The organism is Mammaliicoccus sp. FSL K6-3158 (assembly GCF_038005105.1).
Classification (GTDB): Bacteria; Bacillota; Bacilli; order Staphylococcales; family Staphylococcaceae; genus Mammaliicoccus; species Mammaliicoccus sciuri.
Genome location: NZ_JBBOSL010000001.1, coordinates 17,137 through 38,592 on the forward strand (window position 1 = coordinate 17,137; position 21,456 = coordinate 38,592).

Consider the following 21,456-nt stretch of genomic DNA (forward strand, 5'->3'; position numbering starts at 1 on the left):
ATGTCTAGAGCAATTAAAGCGAAAAAAGGTTTAGAAATTGAGTGTAAAGGTTGGGAACAAGAAGCGGTTCTAAGAATGTTATACAACAACCTTGATCCTGAGGTTGCGGAACATCCTGAGAAGTTAGTTGTATATGGTGGTATTGGTAAAGCTGCGCGTAACTGGGAAAGTTTCGACGCGATTGTTGATACGTTAAGAAGATTAGAGAATGATGAAACGATGCTTGTTCAATCTGGTAAGCCAGTTGCTGTTTTCAAAACGCATGAAGAAGCACCTCGTGTATTATTATCAAACTCTGTATTAGTACCTAAATGGGCTAACTGGGAACATTTCCATGAATTAGATAAAAAAGGGCTTATGATGTACGGTCAAATGACTGCTGGTAGCTGGATTTATATCGGTTCTCAAGGTATTGTTCAAGGTACTTACGAGACGTTTGCTGAATGTGCGAACCAGCATTTTGGAGGATCATTAAAAGGTACGATTACGTTAACAGCTGGATTAGGCGGTATGGGTGGTGCGCAACCATTAGCTGTAACGATGAATGGTGGGGTCGCTATCTGTGTAGACGTCGATCCGTCTAGAATTGAAAAACGTATCGAAACAAGATATTGCGATGTTATGACAGATTCATTAGATGAAGCTTTAGAAAAAGCAGAAGAAGCTAAAAAAGCGGGTAAACCTTTATCAATAGGTTTAGTAGGTAATGCTGCTGAAATTCATCATGAAATCTTAAATAGGGGATTTAAAATTGATATCGTGACTGACCAAACTTCTGCACATGATCCATTAAACGGTTATGTGCCTGAAGGATATTCACTTGAAGAAGCGGATAAACTTCGTGAAAGTGACCCTAAAAAATACGTAGAATTGTCTTCAGCATCTATGAGAAAACATGTAGAAGCAATGTTATTATTCCAAAAAAATGGTGCTGTTGCATTTGACTATGGTAATAATATTAGACAAGTAGCATTTGATGAAGGTTTAGAAAATGCATTTGATTTCCCAGGATTTGTACCTGCATATATCCGTCCATTATTCTGTGAAGGTAAAGGACCATTTAGATTTGCTGCTTTAAGTGGCGACCCTAAAGATATTGAAAGAGCAGACGAATTAATGCGCGAACTCTTCCCTGAAGACGAAAAATTAATGCGCTGGTTGGATATGGCAAGTGAAAAAATTGCTTTCCAAGGCTTACCTTCAAGAATTGCATGGCTTGGTTACGGCGAACGTGCAAAAATGGGATTAGCATTAAATGAACTTGTTAGAAAAGGTGAAATATCAGCACCAATCGTTATTGGACGTGACCACTTAGATTCAGGTTCAGTAGCATCACCAAATAGAGAAACAGAATCAATGAAAGACGGATCAGATGCTGTAGGTGACTGGGCAATCTTAAATGCACTTGTAAACACAGCTGCAGGTGGTTCTTGGATTTCAGTTCACCATGGTGGCGGTGTAGGTATGGGATACTCATTACACGCTGGTATGGTCGTTGTAGCAGACGGTAGTGAACGCGCTGATAGAAGACTAGGCAGAGTATTAACAACTGATCCAGGTATGGGTGTAGCAAGACATGCTGATGCAGGGTATGACATTGCAATTGATACTGCAAAAGAAAGAAACGTAGATATTCCAATGTTAAAGGAGAAAGATAACCATGAATGATATCATAATCCAAAATATAGGCGAATTAATTTTACCGAAGAAAACTGACGGACCTCTTAAAGGGAAAGCTTTAAATGAATTAAATATTATCAAGAATGGCACAGTTGTTATAAATGAAGGTAAAGTCGTTTATGCAGGTGATCATACTGAAGAATTTGAAGCTAAAGAAGTCATTGATGCCACTCATAAAGTCGTATCACCAGGCTTAGTAGACGCACATACACACTTAGTGTTTGGTGGATCTAGAGAACATGAAATGGCACTTAAACAACAAGGGGTAAGTTATCTTGATATCTTGAAACAAGGTGGCGGTATTTTAAGTACGGTTGAAGCGACTCGTGAATCAAGTGAAGAAACACTATACGAAAAATCTAAAAAAGAAATTATTAGAATGATTCAATTCGGTACGACAACTGTAGAAGCTAAAAGTGGTTACGGTTTAGATAAAGCAACTGAATTAAAACAATTAAATGTGGCACATCAATTAGCGCAAGACTTACCGATTCGAATGAAACATACATTTTTAGGACCACACGCAGTGCCTAAAGATGCGAAAGACAATGCAACATTCTTACAAGAAATGATTGATTTATTAGATGATGTGAAAGATAAAGCTGACTTCGCGGATATCTTCTGTGAAACAGGTGTGTTCACAATTGATGAATCAAGACGTTATATGCAAGCAGCAAAAGATAAAGGTTTAAAAGTTAAAATTCATGCTGATGAAATCGATCCACTTGGTGGACTAGGGTTAGCGATAGATGAAGGTGCAATATCTGCAGACCATCTCGTAGCTTCTAGTGAAGAAGATAAGGCAGCGTTAAAAGACAGTGCCACTGTAGCTGTATTATTGCCAGGCACAACGTTCTATTTAGGTAAAGATCAATATGCAGATGCAAGAGGTATGATTGATCATAATGGTGCTGTTGCAATTGCGACAGACTTCAATCCAGGTAGCTGTGTTACGAACAATCTTCAACTTGTAATGAGCATTGCGGCATTAAAGCTTAAGCTTACGCCTAATGAAATTTGGAATGCTGTTACAGTTAATGCAGCTAAAGCAATTGATGCAGAAGCAGGTACACTTGAAGTTGGCGATCAAGCTGATGTAGTTGTATGGGATATTCCAAACCATGAATATTTACCATATCATTACGGTGTAAATCATGCCGAAACAGTCATCATTAACGGCAAAAAAGTCTATGAAAACACAGGTCTCTTGACTGAATCATAAGTATAGCTTGAAAATATGATATCAATTTGATATATTTATGTTAATTTAATAACTATATTGTTTAGGAATAAGTAATTTAAGCGTACATGTATAGAGAGCTTGTGGTTGGTGTAAACAAGTCATGAAACTTAAACGAATCTATCCTTTTAAGAAGAACAATCGGTAGAAACCGTTATATGACTTAGAGTGCAGTTTTTAATAACTGTTAAATAGGGTGGCAACGCGTAAGCACCACGTCCCTTGTGTAACAACGAGGAACGTGGTGCTTTTTTCTTAAACAATTATAGTATAAGAGGGAGGAAATATTATGTTAGACATAAGATTAATTAGGTCTGAACCGGAATTTGTTAAAGATAAAGTAGCCAAAAGAGGTGACGATCCAAAGGTCATCGATGAAATTTTAGAATTAGACAAAAAACGCCGTGAACTCATTGCTCAAACAGAAGAACTTAAATCACGTCGTAATAAAGTAAGCGGTGAAATTGCGCAGAAGAAACGCAATAAAGAAAATGCAGACGATGTTATTTTAGAAATGCGTCAAGTTGGCGATCAAATTAAAGAAATCGACCAAAATTTAAATCAATTAAATGAAGATGTTACGTACAGATTAGTAAGAATTCCTAATTTAATTAGTGATGAAACACCAGTGGGTAAAGATGAAGATGATAATGTAGAAGTACGTAAATGGGGTACACCACGTCAATTTGATTTTGAATCTAAAGCGCACTGGGATTTAGTTGAAAATCTTAAGATGGCAGACTTTGAAAGAGCTGCTAAAGTATCAGGTGCACGCTTCGTATTCTTAACAGGCAAAGGTGCACAACTTGAAAGAGCACTTATGAACTTCATGGTAACAATGCATACAACGCAACATGGTTATACTGAAATGATGGTGCCTCAACTTGTAAACGCAGATTCTATGTTTGGTACTAGCCAATTGCCTAAATTTGAAGAAGATTTATTTAAAGTAGAAAAAGAAGGATTATATACAATTCCAACTGCTGAAGTACCTTTAACAAACTTCTATCGTGATGAAGTGTTACAAGATGAACAATTCCCAATTAAATTTACAGGGCAATCTGCATGTTTCAGGAGTGAAGCTGGCTCAGCAGGTAGAGATACAAGAGGTTTAATTAGATTACACCAATTTAATAAGGTTGAAATGGTGAGATATGAAAGACCTGAAGATTCATTTAAAGCACTAGAAGAATTAACTCAACACGCTGAAAATATTTTACAAGCTTTAGAATTACCATACAGAACTGTGAACTTATGTACAGGGGATATTGGATTTGGAAGTTCTAAAACATATGATATAGAAGTATGGCTACCAAGTTACAACGATTATAAAGAAATCAGTTCATGTTCAAATATGACAGATTTCCAAGCACGAAGAGCAAATATAAGATTTAAACGAAGCAAAGATGCGAAACCAGAATACGTACACACACTAAACGGAAGTGGATTAGCAGTAGGTCGTACATTTGCTGCAATCGTTGAAAACTACCAAAATGAAGACGGTACAATCACTGTACCTGAAGTATTAGTACCATTTATGGGCGGCTTAAAAACAATTGAATTATAAGTGAGTTAAATCTCACAAAAAGGGTAATCATATATTGGTTACTCTTTTTTTGATTTAATGCTTGAATATACTTTTTATATTTGATATACTAATTATACAAAATAAATAAAGGGAGTTTTGACAGATGACTAATTTCAATTTCGACAAAGCACACAGTAGTTTAGAATTTACAGTAAAACATTTAATGGTATCTCGCGTTAAAGGTACTTTTGAAGATTATAACGTAGAAGTATCAGGAGATATTAATGACCTTTCTACATTAAAAGCAACAGTTACAATAAAAGCAGATTCAATCAATACTAAAAACGCTGACCGTGACGCTCACTTAAAATCAGCTGACTTCTTTAGTGCAGATGAAAATCCAAATATTACATTTGAATCAAAATCAATCAGTGAAGATTCAATTACAGGTGATTTAACAATCGCTGGCGTAACACACGAAGAAACATTTGACGTTGATTTCAACGGCGTAAGTAAAAACCCATTAAATGGTGAAACAGTAACAGGTTTCGCAGTAACTGGTAAAATCGACCGTGAAAAATACGGCGTATCATTTAACCAAGCATTAGAAACTGGTGGCGTGATGATCGGTAGAGATGTTAAATTCGAGGCAAGTGCAGAATTCGGTTTAAGTGAATAATTTATATAGATAATCAAACAGTAGAAATTCATTCAATTGAATTTCTGCTGTTTTTTATATGGTTTGAGATATAAATATAAGTGCACGAAGACTGAGAGATATCGTGCGCTAAGGTACAAAATAAGGGCATAACGCACGAAGACTGAGAGATATCGTGCGCTAAGGTACAAAATCAAGGTATAACGCACGAAGACTTGATCATCTATGGCCATCTAAGCCCAAATGATTAATCCAGTATCAAATTGATTAATTATTTTCCGAATATTTAATCAAGTGTTATTGATAAAGTAATATAGGTATGATAAAACTAATACATATTAAAATTCTTTAGAGGTAAGTAAGATTGAGGTTAGACAAACGTTAGACTTACCTTTAACTGTAGATTGGAGGCATCGTTGTGACAAGTACGAGTATTACGAATAAAGGTTTGTTTCTTCAAGGTGTTAAAGATTGTATACCAACTATGCTTGGATACTTTAGTGTTGCATTAGCTTTTGGTATCGTCGGTATTTCATCTGGTTTATCTATTTTGGAAATTGCATTGTTGTCTATTTTTGTCTATGCGGGTGCTGCTCAATTTATTATATGTGCGTTGGTCGCCATCCACTCCCCTATTTCAGCAATTCTATTGACGGTATTTTTTGTTAACTCAAGAATGTTTCTTCAAAGTTTGGCTTTAGTCCCAGCATTTAAAGGAAATGGTTTTTGGTCGAATATAGGAATAGGCACACTTGTAACGGATGAGTCATTCGGTGTTGCGATTACGAAATATGTGAAAGAGAAATCACTCAATGCGACTTGGATGCATGGTTTAAATATTTCAGCTTATTTATTATGGATTGTCACATCTATTATTGGCGGTTTAGTCGGTAACTTAATACCTAAACCTGAAATGTTTGGCCTCGATTATGCTTTAACAGCGATGTTTATATTTTTATTAATTGCTCAGTTTGAAACGATACATAAAAGCAAAGTCTTAGTATATCTTTATTTAATATTATTAACGATTGTATGCATGCTTATTCTGACATTATTTATGCCAACTTATTTATCCATTATTGTGTCGACAATTATTGCTTCTGTCGTAGGGGTGGTGTTTGATAAATGAGTATATCGATGTATTTAATTTTAATTACGATAAGTTGTTTTGTTTTAACTTGGATTATCCGTGTTTCTCCATTTGTATTGTTATCAAAAGCGGACTTACCTGAAAGTGTGATCAAGTGGTTACAATATGTGCCGGTATGTCTCTTTACGGCATTAATACTAGAAGGCATGTTAAATCAAGAAGGCAATGCGGGGTTTACGTTAAATTTTGAGAGTATTATAGTCTCGATACCAACAATTCTAATAGCACTCATATTTAAAAGTTTAACGATTACAGTTATAGCTGGTATGTTTATTATGGCGATTGTGAGATTAGTCTTTTAATTTCATTCGTTAACTTATTGAAAGAAATGCTCATTTCTAGTATTCTTAATATAAATTACATAGCAAAGCTTATTCAGAGAAGTTGAGGGAATTGGCCCGACGACACTTCAGCAACCGGTCATAATAGATACGGTGCTACTACCAACGAGTATACTCGCATAATAAGGATGATGAGGACTTCTTACTTCTTTGACGAGTAAGAAGTCTTTCAATTTAAATAAGAGGGGGGTTTTAATGTGATTATTTCTCGAGAAACAGGCATAGTAGATCTTGGACATTTTGAAACAGAATCTGGTGAAGTGATTGATAACTTGAAACTTCAATATGAGTATGTGGGTTATAAAGGCCAGCCACTCGTTGTAGTTTGTCATGCGCTAACAGGCAACCATTTAACATATGGTGATGATGAGCATGCAGGTTGGTGGCGTGAAATTATAGATGGCGGTTACCTTTCAATTAATGATTATCAATTTATAACATTTAATGTAATTGGCAGTCCTTATGGATCAAGTTCAAGATTGAATACTCCAAATTTCCCGGAACATTTGACGATGAGAGATGTTGCGAAAGCAAACATATTAGGATTGAAACAATTTGGCTATGAAAAAATTGATGTATTAATTGGTGGCTCTTTAGGTGGTATGCAAACGTTAGAAATGCTTTATGACGGTTCGATTGAAGTGAAAAAAGCAGTCATATTAGCTGCTACAGAGAAGACTTCATCATATAGTAGAGCGTTTAATGAGATTGCAAGACAAGTCATTCATATGAACGGACAAGATGGTTTAAGCATCGCAAGACAACTTGGCTTTTTAACGTATCGTTCAAGTAAAGATTACGAATCAAGATTTTCTGCAGATGATGTTGTAAGCTACCAAAAATATCAAGGCAATAAATTTAAAGAAGTATTTAACAAAGACTGCTATTTAACATTGTTAGATGTTTTAGACAGTCACGACATATTTAGAGGACGAGATGATGTTGAGGAACGTCTACTTCAACTAGAAACGAAAGTATTAACATTAGGATTTGCGGATGATTTATTATATCCAGATGACCAAGTGAGAGCTTTAGGTCGATTCTTTAAGTATCATAGACATTTCTATGTGCCAGACAACGTGGGCCATGATGGGTTTTTATTGAATTTTGGAGATTGGGCACCTAACGTTTATCATTTCTTAAAATTATATAAATTTAAAGCACGCTGATATCAACTTAAAAGTCACCTACATTGTTTTAAAGGATAAAAATCTGTAAAATAGAGAAAGATGTTTAATTTAGATTGGGAAGTGAAAAATTTGTCTTTTAAAGTCGATATAAAAGCGACAATCATAGCAACACTTATACTAGTTCTAAGTGCCGCTATTATAAACTTTGTACCATTATTAGCAATATTGATCATACCATTTATTACGATACCAGGAACGATTCTTTGGTATCGCTCTAAACCGTCCTTTTTTGTGACGGTTGTCATAACGTTATGTGCAACTGTGTTATTTAATCATGTATTCTTATTAACTGCCATGACACTTGTTATTTTTATGAGTGTATTTATTGGACAGTTACTTATTGAGCGTACATCTAAAGAACGTATTTTGTACTTAGTGACAACATTTATGAGTATTTTAACGATAGGTAGTGTGTTAATTTTACAAATTACGGGAAACTTACCTTTAACGAGCAAGTTCTTTAATCAGTACCATGATGTATTAGTGTCGTATTTTCAAATGGGTGGTAATATAACAACTGAAATTGAAGAATCTTTACAAGTTTCATTAGAAATATTACAAGCGAGCATTCCTGGGTATATAGTATTATGGGTATTCTTATTTGTGCTTGTGAATTTAGTTGTGACGTTTCCGATTTTAAGAAAATTCAAAGTCGCAACACCTGTGTTCAGACCATTATTTATGTGGCAAATCAACAGAAGCGTTGCATTCGTTTTTGTGATTACAGTACTTGTGAGCTTGTTTGTCACGAAAGATAATGTAGTGGCGTATGGCATAGTCACTAACTTACAATTTGTGTTAGAATGGGTTATATTTATACAAGCATTATCGTTGTTCCATTTATTTGTAAAAGTTAAAAAATTACCAATTATAGTAGGTGTCATCATCTTTGCATTGGCATTTATATTTAAACCATTTGCGTACTTATTCGGATTAATGGATATTTGGTTTAACTTGAAACAACGTATAAAAAAGTAAATTGAGGTGAGTTTATGAACCGTCAATCTGTTAAAAAAGCCCTAATATTTCCGTACATAATTATGATGATATTAGCTTTGGTGCTAGTTGTATTCAGTTTTTTTAATTCAATATTTTGGGCGATTATTTCGACGGTTGCTACGATAATTCTAATTGCAGTAAGCATATTTTTTGTTAGACAGAGCTTTTTGAAATTAGATTTATATATTGGGAGTTTAGCCGGTAGAATTACGAAAAGTAAAACAAGTGCAGTCAGTGACTTACCAATAGGCGTCATATTATTAGACAAAAATGACCATATCGAATGGATTAATAATTTTGTTAATAAACGATTAGAACGAGACGTTTTAGACGAACCAATTAACGAAGTATTTCCGAATATCTTAAAAAGATTAGAAAATACTTCAGAAGTAGAGATTGAAGAAGGATCATACAAATATAAAGTCACTTATACTGAAGATGAACAGTCTATTTATCTGTTTGATATTACTGAATCTTCCCGTGTATATGAATTATATGAAAATGAAAAACCAATCATAGCAACTATTTTCTTAGATAACTTTGATGAAATTACACAGAACATGAATGACTCTCAACGTTCAGAAATCAATAGTCTGATTACAAGTGTTATAGATGACTGGTCATCACGTTATCAATTGTTTATTAAACGTTATAGTGCTGATCAATTTATAGCGTTATTAAACAAGAGTATATTAGAAGATATCGAAACGTTGAAATTCAACTTATTAGATGATTTAAGAGATAAGACAAGAGACATCGGTCACCAATTAACACTGAGTATCGGTATTGGTGAAGGTAGTGAGAACTTAATTGAGCTAGGTGAACTTTCACAATCAAGTTTAGACTTAGCACTCGGCCGTGGTGGTGACCAAGTAGCCATTAAAAATAGTAATGGTAACGTGAGATTCTACGGCGGTAAGACTGACCCGATGGAAAAAAGAACGAGAGTACGTGCGCGTGTGATATCCCATGCGTTACGAGATATCTTAATTGAAGGCGACAAAGTGATCATTATGGGTCATAAATCACCAGATATGGACGCAATCGGTGCAGCAATCGGTGTATCACGTATTGCGAAGATGAATAATCTTGAGTCATATATTGTATTAAACGATTCGGATATTGATAGTACATTAGAACGTGTGATGGCTGAAATAGACGAGAAGCCTGATTTGAAAGAAAGATTTATTACATCAGAAGAAGCTTGGCATGAAATGACACCTCGTACAACACTCGTTGTCGTGGATACACATAAACCTGAACTTGTAATTGATGAGAACTTGCTTAATAAAGCAAATAGAAAAGTCGTTATTGACCACCATCGTCGAGGCGAAAGTATCATCTCAAGTCCATTACTTGTTTATATGGAACCTTATGCAAGTTCAACAGCTGAGCTTGTTACTGAGTTGTTAGAATATCAACCAACAGAACATCGTTTAACGAGAATCGAATCAACGATTATGTTAGCCGGTATTATTGTGGATACACGTAATTTCACATTAAGAACAGGATCAAGAACATTTGATGCTGCGAGCTTTTTAAGAAGTCATGGTGCAGATACCATTCTTTGCCAGCACTTCTTAAAAGACGATATCGATACGTATATTAAACGTTCAGACTTAATTAAGACGGTTAAATTATTCCACGGTGGTGTCGCAATTGCGCATGGTGAAGATCATGAAACGTATCACCCCGTTACAGTTGCACAAGCAGCAGATGAGTTGCTTGGCTTAGAAGGTGTAGAAGCATCTTATGTAGTAGCAAGAAGGTCAGAAGATACAATTGGTATTTCTGCCCGTTCATTAGGAGAAGTTAACGTACAATTAACGATGGAAGCGCTTGGTGGAGGCGGCCACTTATCCAATGCTGCAACACAAATTAAAAATACAACAGTAGAAAAAGCAATCGAGTCATTAATTCAGGTTGTTGAATCAGATGAAAAAGGAGTGGAAGAATAATGAAAGTTATTTTCACACAAGATGTTAAAGGTAAAGGTAAAAAAGGTGAAGTGAAAGACGTACCAGTAGGATATGGCCAAAACTATTTAATCAAAAATAATTATGCTGTAGAAGCGACACCTGGAAACCTAAAACAATTAGAACAACAAAACAAACGTCAAGAAGAAATCAAACAACAAGAAATAGAAGATGCTAAAGCACTTGCGGAAAAACTTAAAGAATTAGAAGTTAAAATTCCGGCTAAAACAGGTGAAGGCGGTAAATTATTTGGGTCAGTAAGTACGAAACAAATTACGCAAGCATTAGATAAACAACACCAAATCAAAGTTGATAAACGTAAAATGGACTTACCAAATGGTATTCACAGTTTAGGTTATACAAATGTACCAATTAAACTACACAACAAAGTTTCTGGCACATTAAAAGTACATGTTGTTGAAGAATAAAGGCATCAATAAAATGGTCGGTATTTGATTTACCGACCTATTTTAATGCGTTATAATAAAAATTATTAAAAAATGGAAAGGAGTAATCAGTATGGATGGTATGGATAATATGATGAACCCAAAACAAATGCCCCATAGTATAGAGGCTGAACAATCTGTTATCGGTGCAATCTTGATTGATCCTGAACTGATTAACTCAACAGGTGAAACATTAATACCTGAAGCTTTCTATCGTGCAAATCATCAACACATATTTAGAGCGATGTTAATGCTAAATGAACAGAATAAAGAAATTGACTCTGTTACATTGATGGATCAGTTAGCAGCAGAATCATTATTAGAAGAAGCGGGCGGTCCAGCCTATTTAGCAGAATTAGCAAATAATGTCCCAACAACAAGAAACATACATTTCTACATAGATATTGTGTTTAAACATGCAGTGAAACGCCAACTCATTCGTGTGGCGGATAGTATTGCTGAAGATGGGTATAATCCTGAGCTTGATTTAGAATCATTGTTAGGAGATGCAGAAAAGAGAATTTTAGAGATTTCTGCTTCAAGAGGTACGGAAGGTTTCAAAGATATTAAAGATGTATTAAGTATTGTGTTTGATAATGCCGAACAGCTCGATCAAAATAATGGACAAACACCAGGTATACCAACTGGTTATCGAGATTTAGACCAAATGACAGCAGGGTTTAACCGAAATGATTTAATCATTATTGCGGCACGTCCATCAGTAGGTAAGACTGCCTTCGCATTAAATATCGCACAACAAGTTGCAACACACCAAGATTTGTATTCAGTTGGTATTTTCTCTTTAGAGATGGGTGCTGATCAACTTGCTACACGTATGATATGTAGTACGGGAAATGTAGATTCAAATAGATTACGTACAGGTTCAATGACCGAGGAAGACTGGAGCAGGTTTACAGTTGCAGTAGGTAAACTATCAAGAACGAAAATATTTATCGATGATACACCAGGTATCCGAATTACGGATATTCGTGCTAAATGTCGTAGGCTCAAACAAGAACATGGATTAGATATGATCATGATTGACTACTTACAATTAATTCAAGGTAGTGGTTCTCGTAGCTCAGATAATAGACAACAAGAAGTATCAGAAATTTCTCGTATGCTTAAAGCAATCGCAAGAGAATTAGAATGTCCTGTTATTGCGTTAAGTCAGTTATCTCGTGGTGTTGAACAACGACAAGATAAGAGACCAATGATGAGTGATATTCGTGAATCTGGTTCGATTGAGCAAGATGCGGATATTGTTGCTTTCTTATATAGAGATGATTATTATTCAAGAGGTGGCGAAGATGAAGACGGAGAAGCGGTCGATGCGGGTGCACAAGACGAGAATGGTGAAATTGAAATCATTATCGCTAAACAACGTAACGGCCCAACAGGAACCGTTAAACTACACTTCATGAAACAATATAACAAATTCACCGATATTGACTATCAACATGCTGGAATGGAATTTGGATAAAAAAAGTTTTTGAGCTAAAAGACGTACATTTATTGCATATTAAGCAAAAATGTACGTCTTTTGTTTTGTGTAAAGTAACACTTATGTGCTTAAGTTTGTGTTTTTGAAAATGAATAAAACGATTATAATCCTTTTAAATACTGTGGTTAAGGTGTTTTTTAGCAATTCCGGTATGAATAAGAATTGTAATTTAACACTCGCAATCAATGTTCGTTTTTAGTTTGCAATTTAAGGATAGTACTGATAGAATACTTAATGGTTAATGAGAAAAAGCGGAGGTGCTCACATGTCATCAATCGTAGTCGTTGGGACGCAATGGGGAGACGAAGGTAAAGGTAAAATCACAGATTTCTTAGCAGAGGATGCAAACGTTATTGCACGTTTTTCAGGTGGTAACAATGCAGGTCACACAATTAAATTTGATGGAGAAACTTATAAATTACATTTAGTACCATCAGGTATTTTTTATCAAGAGAAATCAAGTGTTATCGGTAACGGTGTAGTTGTTGATCCAGTAGCTTTATTGAAAGAATTAGATGCTTTAAATGAACGCGGAGTTGCAACAGACAATTTAAGAATTTCAAACCGTGCGCAAGTCATCTTACCATATCATCTTAAACAAGATGAATTAGAAGAAGAAAAACGCGGTGATAACAAAATTGGTACAACTAAAAAAGGTATCGGTCCAGCTTATGTAGATAAAGCACAACGTATCGGTATCCGTATGGCTGATTTATTAGATAAAGAAACATTTGAAAAACGCTTAAAAGAAAATCTTGAATATAAAAATGAATTATTCGAAAAAATGTTCAACGCTGAAGGTTTCACTTTTGAAGAAATTTTTGAAACTTACTATGTAGCAGGACAACGTTTGAAAGATTATGTAACAGACACAGCTAAATTATTAGATGATGCTTTCGTAAACAATGAAAAAGTATTATTCGAAGGTGCTCAAGGTGTTATGTTAGATATCGACCACGGTACATATCCATTCGTTACTTCAAGTAATCCAATTGCAGGTAACGTTACAGTAGGTGGCGGTGTTGGTCCAACATACGTATCTAAAGTAATTGGTGTATGTAAAGCTTATACATCTCGTGTAGGAGACGGTCCATTCCCAACAGAATTATTTGATGAAGATGGTCACCATATCCGTGAAGTAGGTCGTGAATACGGTACAACAACTGGAAGACCACGTCGTGTAGGTTGGTTTGACTCAGTAGTTCTACGTCACTCACGCCGTGTAAGTGGTATTACAGATTTATCAATCAACTCAATTGACGTATTAACAGGATTAAAAACAGTTAAAATCTGTACAGCATACGAAATTGATGGTGTTGAAATCACTGAATATCCAGCAAACTTAAACGAATTAGAACGTTGTAAACCAATCTTTGAAGAACTACCAGGTTGGGAAGAAGACATCACAGGATGCCGTTCACTAGAAGAATTACCAGATAACGCACGTCGTTATTTAGAACGCATCTCTGAATTATGTAACGTTAAAATTTCTATCTTCTCAGTAGGACCAGATAGAAACCAAACAAACCTACTAGAAAACTTATGGGACTAATAAATAAAGAGAAACCAGCAGATATGTAGCGTATCTGCTGGTTTTTTCATATTGGGAAAAGGTGTTGTAAGGTTTGGAGTGAGTTGAGTTGGAGTGAGTTGAGTTGTTGGGGGTGTTTAGGGAAACGGACGAGATTGGGGGCAGATGTGAGTTAAAGGTGAAATAAACTCACGAGATTGATGAACATGTGAGTTAAATGTCAATGTAAAAATGTACATAATTGATTGTTTGGGAGTGTAAAAAGTAGACATACTGTTTATACTAGCAAATTTAAATTATCTGTTTTAAAATTTAGACAAGATAATAAACAAAAGGAGGATCTTAAAGTATGGCTAAAAAACGAACTAAATCAAATAATAAAAATTTACCTTTAAATGAAAATGAACGCGAAGAACTTGAAAGACTTAGAAATGAAAATGAGACGTTAAAGGCAGGTATAGCCTATCAAAAAAGTTACAGGCCTTGACCGATATATATATGGAAGCAACAATCAGAAAAAATAAAGGTCATTAAGGGACTACATGAAACATATAATAGACTCATTAAGTTTTATATTTTTGAGTTCTGTTCAAAGTCATAGCTTAACTTCCCAATAAAGCCAAGAGATCGTCCAAGTCTTAGCTTAAGTCCTGAGTAAAGCCAAGAGATTATCCAAGTCTTAGCTTAAGTCCTGAGTAAAGCCAAGAGATCATCCAAGTCATAGCTTAAGTCCTGAGTAAAGCCAAGAGATTGCCCAAGTCATAGCTTAACTCCCGAGTAAAGCCAAGAGATCGCTCAAGTCATAGCTTAACTTCTGAATAAAGCCAAGAGATCATCCAAGTCTTAGCTTAACTTCCCAATAAAGCCAAGAGATCGCCAAAGTCTTAGCTTAAGTCCTGAATAAAGCCAAGAGATTACTCAAGTCATAGCTTAACTTCTGAATAAAGCCAAGAGATTCTCCGCGAACCCTAAATCAACCTCACCTTGACCCAACTCAATCCTAACCCGTCGTCCCTCATACATCGCCCGACTCTCACCATACATCCACCCCCAACAAAAAAAGCATAAAAACTTATCATTTCAAGGTTGTCTACCAACTGCGCTCTAGACACTAACTTAATCAGGCTTCCTAATTAAGACTGTCCGCAATCATAGACGTCTATCTATACTTTGAAATCATAAATTCTTATGCATTTTACTGTGATTTAATGTATTTCTCTTTTCTTAAAGCGTCCACCTTTTACTTCGCTCACATCACCAATTGATAGGAATGCGGTGTTATCTATTTCTGTTACGATATCTTTTAGTTTGGATTCTTCTAATCGTGTGATGACACAGAATACGACTTTTTTATCTTCGCCTGTATATGCGCCTTCTCCATTCAGATATGTCACACCTCTACCAAGTCGGTCATTGATGGCTTCTCCGATATCTCTATATGTATCGCTGATGATCCATACGGCTTTTGATTCATCAAATCCTTGAACGGTTACATCAATCATCTTAGCAGCTATAAAATAAGCAATAACGGAAAACATCGCTGATTCCCAAGTGAATACAAATCCTGCAGCTGTAAATATGAAGAAGTTAATCAACATGACAATTTCGCCTACTGAAAATGGTGCTTTACTACTGATTAAGATAGCACTGATTTCAGATCCGTCTAAAGATCCTCCATATCGTATTACGAGACCTACGCCTAAACCAATAATTGCGCCTCCAAAGATCGTTACTAAAAACGCTTCTTTAATAAAAGGATCAAAATGATGTAAGTAGGCTGTTGTAATAGATAATATTGTAATTGCGTAAATTGTAGAAATCGTGAATGTCTTACCAATCTGCTTGTATCCTAAAAAGAAAAACGGAATATTTAGTAGAAAGATAAATATTCCAAGCTTTAAATTGGTGAGATGACTCAAAATAATTGCGATACCGACAATGCCACCATCTAGTAGATTGTTAGGAACTAAAAATAATTCTAACCCTACCCCCATTAATATACTGCCGATGGTGATAAATATGAATCGTTTGAGGATTTCTCCTTTACGTAATTTACGATGTCCTTTTCTAATAGCTTGTGCTTGTTCCATATTATCATCCCTTTTTAATACTTCTATATTTATTATATAAAAAATTTAAAATAAAATCTTGTCTTCTGTATATTAGTCATGCTATAATCAATCTTGTGTTAAATAGAGGCCCCTTGGTCAAGCGGTTAAGACACCGCCCTTTCACGGCGGTAACACGGGTTCGAATCCCGTAGGGGTCACCATCTCAATTTTATACATAAGGTCCCGTGGTGTAGCGGTTAACATGCCTGCCTGTCACGCAGGAGATCGCGGGTTCGATTCCCGTCGGGACCGCTTTTAATGCTTATCGTAATAACGATAAGCATTTTTTTGTTGTTCAATCATAGATTAACGTCAAACAATAGAATTAATAGACAAATAGTGTTAAATTATAGTATAGGATATCATGCACAATTGTGTGCTTAGAGATACTTATTTTCAAAAAGAAATGAGGTAAATGTATGGCTAGAAAAATAGTAGTCGTTGATGATGAAAAACCAATTGCAGATATACTTGAATTTAATTTAAAAAAAGAAGGTTATGATGTTTATTGCGCATATGACGGTAATGACGCAGTAGATTTGATATATGCAGAAGAACCAGACATCGTATTACTAGATATTATGCTACCTGGTAGAGATGGTATGGAAGTTTGTAGAGAGGTTCGTAAGAAATTTGAAATGCCAATCATTATGTTAACAGCAAAAGACTCAGAAATTGATAAAGTTCTAGGGTTAGAGTTAGGTGCAGATGATTATGTGACGAAGCCTTTTTCAACACGTGAATTAATCGCGCGTGTGAAAGCAAACTTACGTAGACATTATTCTCAACCAACGCAAACAGAAGACGAAGAAACAAATGAAATCGTCATTAAAGATATTACCGTATATCCTGATGCATATTCAATTAAAAAACGTGGTGTCGATATCGAATTGACACACCGTGAATTTGAATTGTTTCATTATTTAGCAAAACATATTGGACAAGTTATGACGCGTGAACACTTACTCCAAACTGTATGGGGTTATGATTATTTTGGAGATGTACGTACAGTTGATGTTACGATACGTCGTCTACGTGAAAAAATCGAAGACGATGCATCACACCCAGAATATATTGTGACGCGTAGAGGTGTGGGTTATTTCCTACAAACACAAGAGTAGGCTGATATTATGAATTGGCTAAAGAAGTTTCAGTCCTTACACATTAAACTTGTCGTTATTTATGTTTTATTAATCATTATTGGTATGCAAATTATTGGATTATATTTTACAAATAGTCTTGAGAAAGAACTGACACGTAACTTCAAGACAAATATTGAACAGCACGTGAAACAGATTAATTACAACATAAAGAAAACGTACAACTCAGAAGATCCAAATCGGAACTTCCAAAAAGAAATACAAAGTATATTAGATGATTATGCCAATAGAACTGAAATTGATGAGATTAAGTTTATTGATCAAGATCAAATTATTGTGGCGACATCTAAAGCTACTAATCAAAATACCGTCAATCAAAAAGTAAACGATAGCTCTGTACAAAAGGCGTTATCTTTAGGAAAAGCTAATGATAAAATCGTATTAAAAAATGATTCATCCGATAGTAATAGAGTATGGATCAAAAATAAACCTGTTGAATACGAAGGTGAAGTCGTCGGAGATATATATGTTGAATCAGATATTGATTCTGTTTACGAACAGTTAAACAACATTAACCAAATCTTCATCATCGGTACAGCAATCTCATTATTGATCACAATCGTGCTCGGTTTCTTCATTGCGAGAACCATTACGAAACCTATATCAGACATGCGTAACCAAACGTTAGAGATGTCTAAAGGTAACTATACGCAGCGCGTTAAGATATACGGAAATGACGAAATCGGTGAACTTGCGCTGTCATTTAACAACTTATCTAAACGTGTACAAGAAGCACAAGCTAATACTGAAAGTGAAAAGCGTCGTCTAGACTCGGTTATCACACATATGAGCGATGGTGTCCTTGCTACTGATAGACGCGGTCGCGTACGTATTATTAATGAAATGGCGCTTAAAATGTTAGGTCTAGAACGTGCCGATGTAGAAGCGAAACATATATTAGATATTCTAAATATTGATGATGATTATTCATTAGATGACTTACAAGAGAATAATGATAGTTTCATTATTGATATTAATAGTGAAGAAGGTATTATCGCGCGTGTTAACTTCAGTACAATTATTCAAGATACAGGATTTATCAATGGTTATATTGCCGTATTACATGACGTTACGGAGCAGCACATTTTAGAAAATGAACGACGTGAATTCGTTGCGAATGTTTCACATGAATTGCGTACGCCACTAACATCTATGAGAAGTTATATAGAAGCATTAGAAGAAGGAGCATGGCGAGATCCCGAAGTTGCACCAACATTCTTAAATGTTACACGTGAAGAAACAGACCGTATGATTCGTCTTGTTAATGACTTATTACAACTTTCTAAAATGGACAGTTCAAGTGATCAAATGAACTCTGAATTGATTGATTTTAATATGTTTATTAACAAAATCATTAATAGACATGAAATGACACAAGGTAAGAACGTGACATTTATTAGAGACATACCTGTTAAAGGTTTATTCGTTGAAATTGATCCAGATAAGATGACACAAGTGTTTGATAACGTTATTACAAATGCGATTAAATACTCACAAGAATCTCATAAACGTGTAGAGTTTCATGTGAAACAAAATACTTTATATAACCGAATGACAATACAAATTAAAGATAATGGTATTGGTATCCCGGTGAATAAAGTAGATAAAATCTTTGATCGTTTCTACAGAGTAGATAAAGCGAGAGCACGTAAAATGGGTGGTACAGGTTTAGGTTTAGCCATCACTAAAGAAATCGTAGAAGCACATAAAGGTAGAATATGGGCGAGCAGTAAAGAAGGTCAAGGTACATCCATCTATATAACATTACCATGTGAAGTCATGGAAGATGAGTTTGGTGATTGGGATGCGTAATAGAGAACTGATTAAATCTACTATCCTCATAATCCTTGTGCTTATCAGTGTGTTTATGACATACCGTGTATGGACATTTACACCTGAACTGACAGATTTAGAAACAGATGTGAATACAGAAACACCTTCTATTGGACCTAAAATTAGTAAGCCTATTGATAGTGTGATTATGCCATTTAGAATGATTAATCGAAATGGCACGGACGTGAAAGGGACGTCTAACGTGAAAGATATCAAGAAGATTACTGATCAATTGTTGAGTAAAGAAGTGAAGAAAGTTGATATTTTAAGCAGTGAGTCAGTCGTTCAACTTGAAGATTTATCTGAACGATATACGATTTTAGACTTCCCCGATAGCATTCCGAGTGAAATGTATTTGAACCAAGTATTAGGCATGAATATGAACTATTATCCTAATATTAATTTTGACCGAATACTTGTAGATACGAAATCAACGAAAGAAGCTGTTGTGTATCTTTTAAGTGAGAATAAACAAAAGGCTGTTAAACTACAGACAAATATTAAAAGCACGCAATTTGATAAGGTGAATAAAGAAGCAGCACCTGATTTGAAACCTTATACAGGCATGATTACAAATGAGACGACTACGAATGAAATCAATCAAATTTATGCACCAGAGAATGCGGATAATATGAATATTTACCGTTACGTTTCTAACAAAATATCCGTATCTGAATTAAATGACGTTATTCTCGGTGATTCGGTGATTGCGCGTAGTAATGAACATAACGTCTCGACTTATAATAACAATACGGGGATTTCTACCGTGAATGAAGCGAAACAAACATATCGTTATACGAATTTATCAGAAGATGAAAATCGTCAAAAAGATATGTCAAAATCGATTACAAATTCATTTAAATTTATTAATGAACATGCAGGATATACAGATGAATTCCGTCTATTTAGTACGGATCAAAAGTCTGGTAAAATAGACTATCAAATGTTCTTAAATAATTATCCAGTGTTTAATGATGATAAGTTATCTTCAATAGAAGCGGTGTGGGGTAGAGATACGATTAATGAATATAATCGCGGTCTTATTACAACAGGAGTAGCCGTACCGTCTAAAAAAGAAGCGGATGGATTACCTTCATCAGAAGAAGTTAGATTTAACCTAGCTTCAAATGGTTCGATTGATTTTAACAAAGTTACGAATTTAGCAATTGGTTATGATTTATCATTACCAAAAGACGAAATTAATAACTTACAAGACACGATTGAATTTACACCGAAATGGTATGTAAAATATGACGGTGAATGGAAACGGTACGAGAATGGAGGGCTTTCTTAATGGATTGGAAACATGCTAAGTCACTCTTCATCATTGTGTTTATTCTCATTAATATAGGATTAGTCGTTGTATACTTTAATAAAGTAAATAATTCTATTGTTCAAGAATCAAACGCACAATCAGATGTTAATTTTGCTAAAGAAGGCATAGACATTCCGCAGTTACCAGAATATCGAGATAAGAAGATGCAAGCCATAACAGGTAGTAGTAAATCATTCGATTCAGATGAACTTGAAGGTGTTTATTCATTAAGTGAAAAAGACACGAAAATCAACAAAGACGTCAGTGCAGATTTAGATAAAGATAGTAAACAAACATCATTTAAGAGCTTTATTAACAAAGATGCTTTTAAAGGTAAAGATTACGAATATAAAAAGAACAACACAGATAAAAACAAAGTCGTCTATGAACAAAACTATGAAGATTTACCAATACTCAACAACAACAAAGGACAAATCGTCATAGATATGGATAATGATAAAGCTAAGTCATATACACAAACGTATTTAGACAAACTTAAACCAGGAAATGGCGACAACAATAATAAACGCAAAATAGCAGATGCGAAGACAGCTTTAGAGACATTGTATTACAACACATACCTTAAAAAAGGTGATAAAGTAGAGTCTGTAAGGTTAGGTTACTACAGTGTCGTTAAAGAAATAGGCGGACAAGTACTTGTACCGTCATGGGAAGTTAAAATTAAATCCGAAAAAGACGGTAAAACAGATACGAAGACATTGTATATCGATGCTATTAAACCAGAATCTACCATATTAGAAGAATCGTAAGAGAAGCAGTAATTAAAGGAGATG

The 21,456-nt window shown here is 35.0% G+C and carries 18 protein-coding genes, 2 tRNA genes, 1 riboswitch and 1 other annotated feature; of the genes, 19 read left to right on the forward strand and 1 reads right to left on the reverse strand.

Features of this window, described 5'->3' with window-relative positions; all coding sequences use genetic code 11:
- The 13 genes from hutU to MHH94_RS00140 all read left to right on the forward strand — a co-directional run bounded on the left by hutU (position 1) and on the right by MHH94_RS00140 (position 14,730).
- A complete protein-coding gene (hutU, locus tag MHH94_RS00080) occupies positions 1-1,668 on the forward strand; it encodes a urocanate hydratase (protein ID WP_058590712.1) in 1,668 nt (555 codons plus the stop codon).
- Positions 1,661-2,902, forward strand: a complete 1,242-nt coding sequence (gene hutI / locus MHH94_RS00085; RefSeq protein ID WP_107609038.1) for an imidazolonepropionase — start codon at positions 1,661-1,663, stop codon at positions 2,900-2,902. Before hutU ends, hutI begins: the two co-directional genes overlap by 8 nt.
- Before the next feature lie 48 nt (positions 2,903-2,950).
- Positions 2,951-3,146: a binding site (T-box leader), on the forward strand.
- Between the two features lie 63 nt (positions 3,147-3,209).
- Positions 3,210-4,487 (forward strand): serine--tRNA ligase, encoded by a 1,278-nt coding sequence (serS, locus tag MHH94_RS00090; protein ID WP_078354847.1) that lies wholly within the window; start codon positions 3,210-3,212, stop codon positions 4,485-4,487.
- A gap of 124 nt (positions 4,488-4,611) precedes the next feature.
- On the forward strand, positions 4,612-5,127 hold the full coding sequence (locus tag MHH94_RS00095; protein WP_048542856.1) for a YceI family protein: 516 nt from the start codon (positions 4,612-4,614) through the stop codon (positions 5,125-5,127).
- 463 nt (positions 5,128-5,590) lie between these two features.
- Positions 5,591-6,235: an AzlC family ABC transporter permease gene (locus tag MHH94_RS00100; RefSeq protein WP_058590793.1), complete on the forward strand. Its 645-nt coding sequence runs from the start codon at positions 5,591-5,593 to the stop codon at positions 6,233-6,235.
- Positions 6,232-6,558 carry an AzlD domain-containing protein gene (locus tag MHH94_RS00105; protein WP_119469375.1) on the forward strand — a complete coding sequence of 109 codons (327 nt, stop codon included), beginning with the start codon at positions 6,232-6,234 and terminating at the stop codon, positions 6,556-6,558. The genes MHH94_RS00100 and MHH94_RS00105 overlap by 4 nt, the downstream gene beginning before the upstream one ends.
- A 66-nt stretch (positions 6,559-6,624) precedes the next feature.
- Positions 6,625-6,726, forward strand: a riboswitch (SAM riboswitch).
- A 71-nt stretch (positions 6,727-6,797) separates the two neighbouring features.
- Positions 6,798-7,766 carry a homoserine O-acetyltransferase MetX gene (gene metX, locus MHH94_RS00110; RefSeq protein WP_058590792.1) on the forward strand — a complete coding sequence of 323 codons (969 nt, stop codon included), beginning with the start codon at positions 6,798-6,800 and terminating at the stop codon, positions 7,764-7,766.
- 81 nt (positions 7,767-7,847) lie between these two features.
- Complete coding sequence (locus MHH94_RS00115) at positions 7,848-8,765, forward strand: DUF2232 domain-containing protein (RefSeq protein ID WP_232157076.1); 918 nt, start codon at positions 7,848-7,850, stop codon at positions 8,763-8,765.
- 14 nt (positions 8,766-8,779) lie between these two features.
- Entirely contained in the window at positions 8,780-10,744 is a 1,965-nt protein-coding gene (locus MHH94_RS00120) for a DHH family phosphoesterase (protein ID WP_048542851.1), read from the forward strand.
- The gene (rplI, locus tag MHH94_RS00125; protein WP_048542849.1) at positions 10,744-11,190 is read left to right on the forward strand and encodes a 50S ribosomal protein L9; all 447 of its coding nucleotides are present in this window, start codon (positions 10,744-10,746) and stop codon (positions 11,188-11,190) included. The genes MHH94_RS00120 and rplI overlap by 1 nt, the downstream gene beginning before the upstream one ends.
- Positions 11,191-11,290: 100 nt before the next feature.
- Complete coding sequence (gene dnaB / locus MHH94_RS00130) at positions 11,291-12,691, forward strand: replicative DNA helicase (RefSeq protein ID WP_025906258.1); 1,401 nt, start codon at positions 11,291-11,293, stop codon at positions 12,689-12,691.
- Positions 12,692-12,977: 286 nt separating this feature from the next.
- On the forward strand, positions 12,978-14,264 hold the full coding sequence (locus MHH94_RS00135) for an adenylosuccinate synthase (RefSeq protein ID WP_058590706.1): 1,287 nt from the start codon (positions 12,978-12,980) through the stop codon (positions 14,262-14,264).
- Between the two features lie 328 nt (positions 14,265-14,592).
- The gene (locus MHH94_RS00140; RefSeq protein WP_153654248.1) at positions 14,593-14,730 is read left to right on the forward strand and encodes a hypothetical protein; all 138 of its coding nucleotides are present in this window, start codon (positions 14,593-14,595) and stop codon (positions 14,728-14,730) included.
- Positions 14,731-15,448: 718 nt separating this feature from the next.
- On the opposite strand, the gene MHH94_RS00145 is transcribed toward MHH94_RS00140, so the two are convergent.
- Positions 15,449-16,333, reverse strand: a complete 885-nt coding sequence (locus MHH94_RS00145) for a YitT family protein (RefSeq protein ID WP_048542842.1) — start codon at positions 16,331-16,333, stop codon at positions 15,449-15,451.
- A 107-nt stretch (positions 16,334-16,440) separates the two neighbouring features.
- Between MHH94_RS00145 and MHH94_RS00150 the strand changes: the two genes are divergently transcribed.
- From MHH94_RS00150 to MHH94_RS00175, 6 genes are all read left to right on the forward strand, one after another.
- Positions 16,441-16,515: transfer RNA gene (locus tag MHH94_RS00150), tRNA-Glu, on the forward strand.
- A gap of 18 nt (positions 16,516-16,533) precedes the next feature.
- Positions 16,534-16,606, forward strand: a tRNA-Asp gene (locus tag MHH94_RS00155).
- A gap of 167 nt (positions 16,607-16,773) precedes the next feature.
- On the forward strand, positions 16,774-17,475 hold the full coding sequence (gene yycF, locus MHH94_RS00160) for a response regulator YycF (RefSeq protein ID WP_025906262.1): 702 nt from the start codon (positions 16,774-16,776) through the stop codon (positions 17,473-17,475).
- 9 nt (positions 17,476-17,484) lie between these two features.
- Positions 17,485-19,326, forward strand: a complete 1,842-nt coding sequence (walK, locus tag MHH94_RS00165) for a cell wall metabolism sensor histidine kinase WalK (protein ID WP_048542839.1) — start codon at positions 17,485-17,487, stop codon at positions 19,324-19,326.
- A complete protein-coding gene (locus MHH94_RS00170) occupies positions 19,319-20,641 on the forward strand; it encodes a YycH family regulatory protein (RefSeq protein WP_048542837.1) in 1,323 nt (440 codons plus the stop codon). Before walK ends, MHH94_RS00170 begins: the two co-directional genes overlap by 8 nt.
- Positions 20,641-21,432 carry a two-component system regulatory protein YycI gene (locus MHH94_RS00175; RefSeq protein WP_048542836.1) on the forward strand — a complete coding sequence of 264 codons (792 nt, stop codon included), beginning with the start codon at positions 20,641-20,643 and terminating at the stop codon, positions 21,430-21,432. The genes MHH94_RS00170 and MHH94_RS00175 overlap by 1 nt, the downstream gene beginning before the upstream one ends.
- Positions 21,433-21,456: the final 24 nt, after the last annotated feature.

Bases quoted from the DNA above. Each gene is read 5' to 3' on its own strand.
- hutI (WP_107609038.1), top strand. From the start codon at position 1,661: ATGAATGATATCATAATCCAAAATATAGGCGAATTAATTTTACCGAAG.
- MHH94_RS00105 (WP_119469375.1), top strand. From the start codon at position 6,232: ATGAGTATATCGATGTATTTAATTTTAATTACGATAAGTTGTTTTGTT.
- MHH94_RS00170 (WP_048542837.1), top strand. From the start codon at position 19,319: ATGCGTAATAGAGAACTGATTAAATCTACTATCCTCATAATCCTTGTG.
- rplI (WP_048542849.1), top strand. From the start codon at position 10,744: ATGAAAGTTATTTTCACACAAGATGTTAAAGGTAAAGGTAAAAAAGGT.
- dnaB (WP_025906258.1), top strand. From the start codon at position 11,291: ATGGATAATATGATGAACCCAAAACAAATGCCCCATAGTATAGAGGCT.
- MHH94_RS00145 (WP_048542842.1), bottom strand. From the start codon at position 16,333: ATGGAACAAGCACAAGCTATTAGAAAAGGACATCGTAAATTACGTAAA.
- MHH94_RS00100 (WP_058590793.1), top strand. From the start codon at position 5,591: ATGCTTGGATACTTTAGTGTTGCATTAGCTTTTGGTATCGTCGGTATT.
- MHH94_RS00175 (WP_048542836.1), top strand. From the start codon at position 20,641: ATGGATTGGAAACATGCTAAGTCACTCTTCATCATTGTGTTTATTCTC.
- serS (WP_078354847.1), top strand. From the start codon at position 3,210: ATGTTAGACATAAGATTAATTAGGTCTGAACCGGAATTTGTTAAAGAT.
- yycF (WP_025906262.1), top strand. From the start codon at position 16,774: ATGGCTAGAAAAATAGTAGTCGTTGATGATGAAAAACCAATTGCAGAT.
- MHH94_RS00135 (WP_058590706.1), top strand. From the start codon at position 12,978: ATGTCATCAATCGTAGTCGTTGGGACGCAATGGGGAGACGAAGGTAAA.
- walK (WP_048542839.1), top strand. From the start codon at position 17,485: ATGAATTGGCTAAAGAAGTTTCAGTCCTTACACATTAAACTTGTCGTT.
- hutU (WP_058590712.1), top strand. From the start codon at position 1: ATGTCTAGAGCAATTAAAGCGAAAAAAGGTTTAGAAATTGAGTGTAAA.
- MHH94_RS00140 (WP_153654248.1), top strand. From the start codon at position 14,593: ATGGCTAAAAAACGAACTAAATCAAATAATAAAAATTTACCTTTAAAT.
- MHH94_RS00095 (WP_048542856.1), top strand. From the start codon at position 4,612: ATGACTAATTTCAATTTCGACAAAGCACACAGTAGTTTAGAATTTACA.
- MHH94_RS00120 (WP_048542851.1), top strand. From the start codon at position 8,780: ATGAACCGTCAATCTGTTAAAAAAGCCCTAATATTTCCGTACATAATT.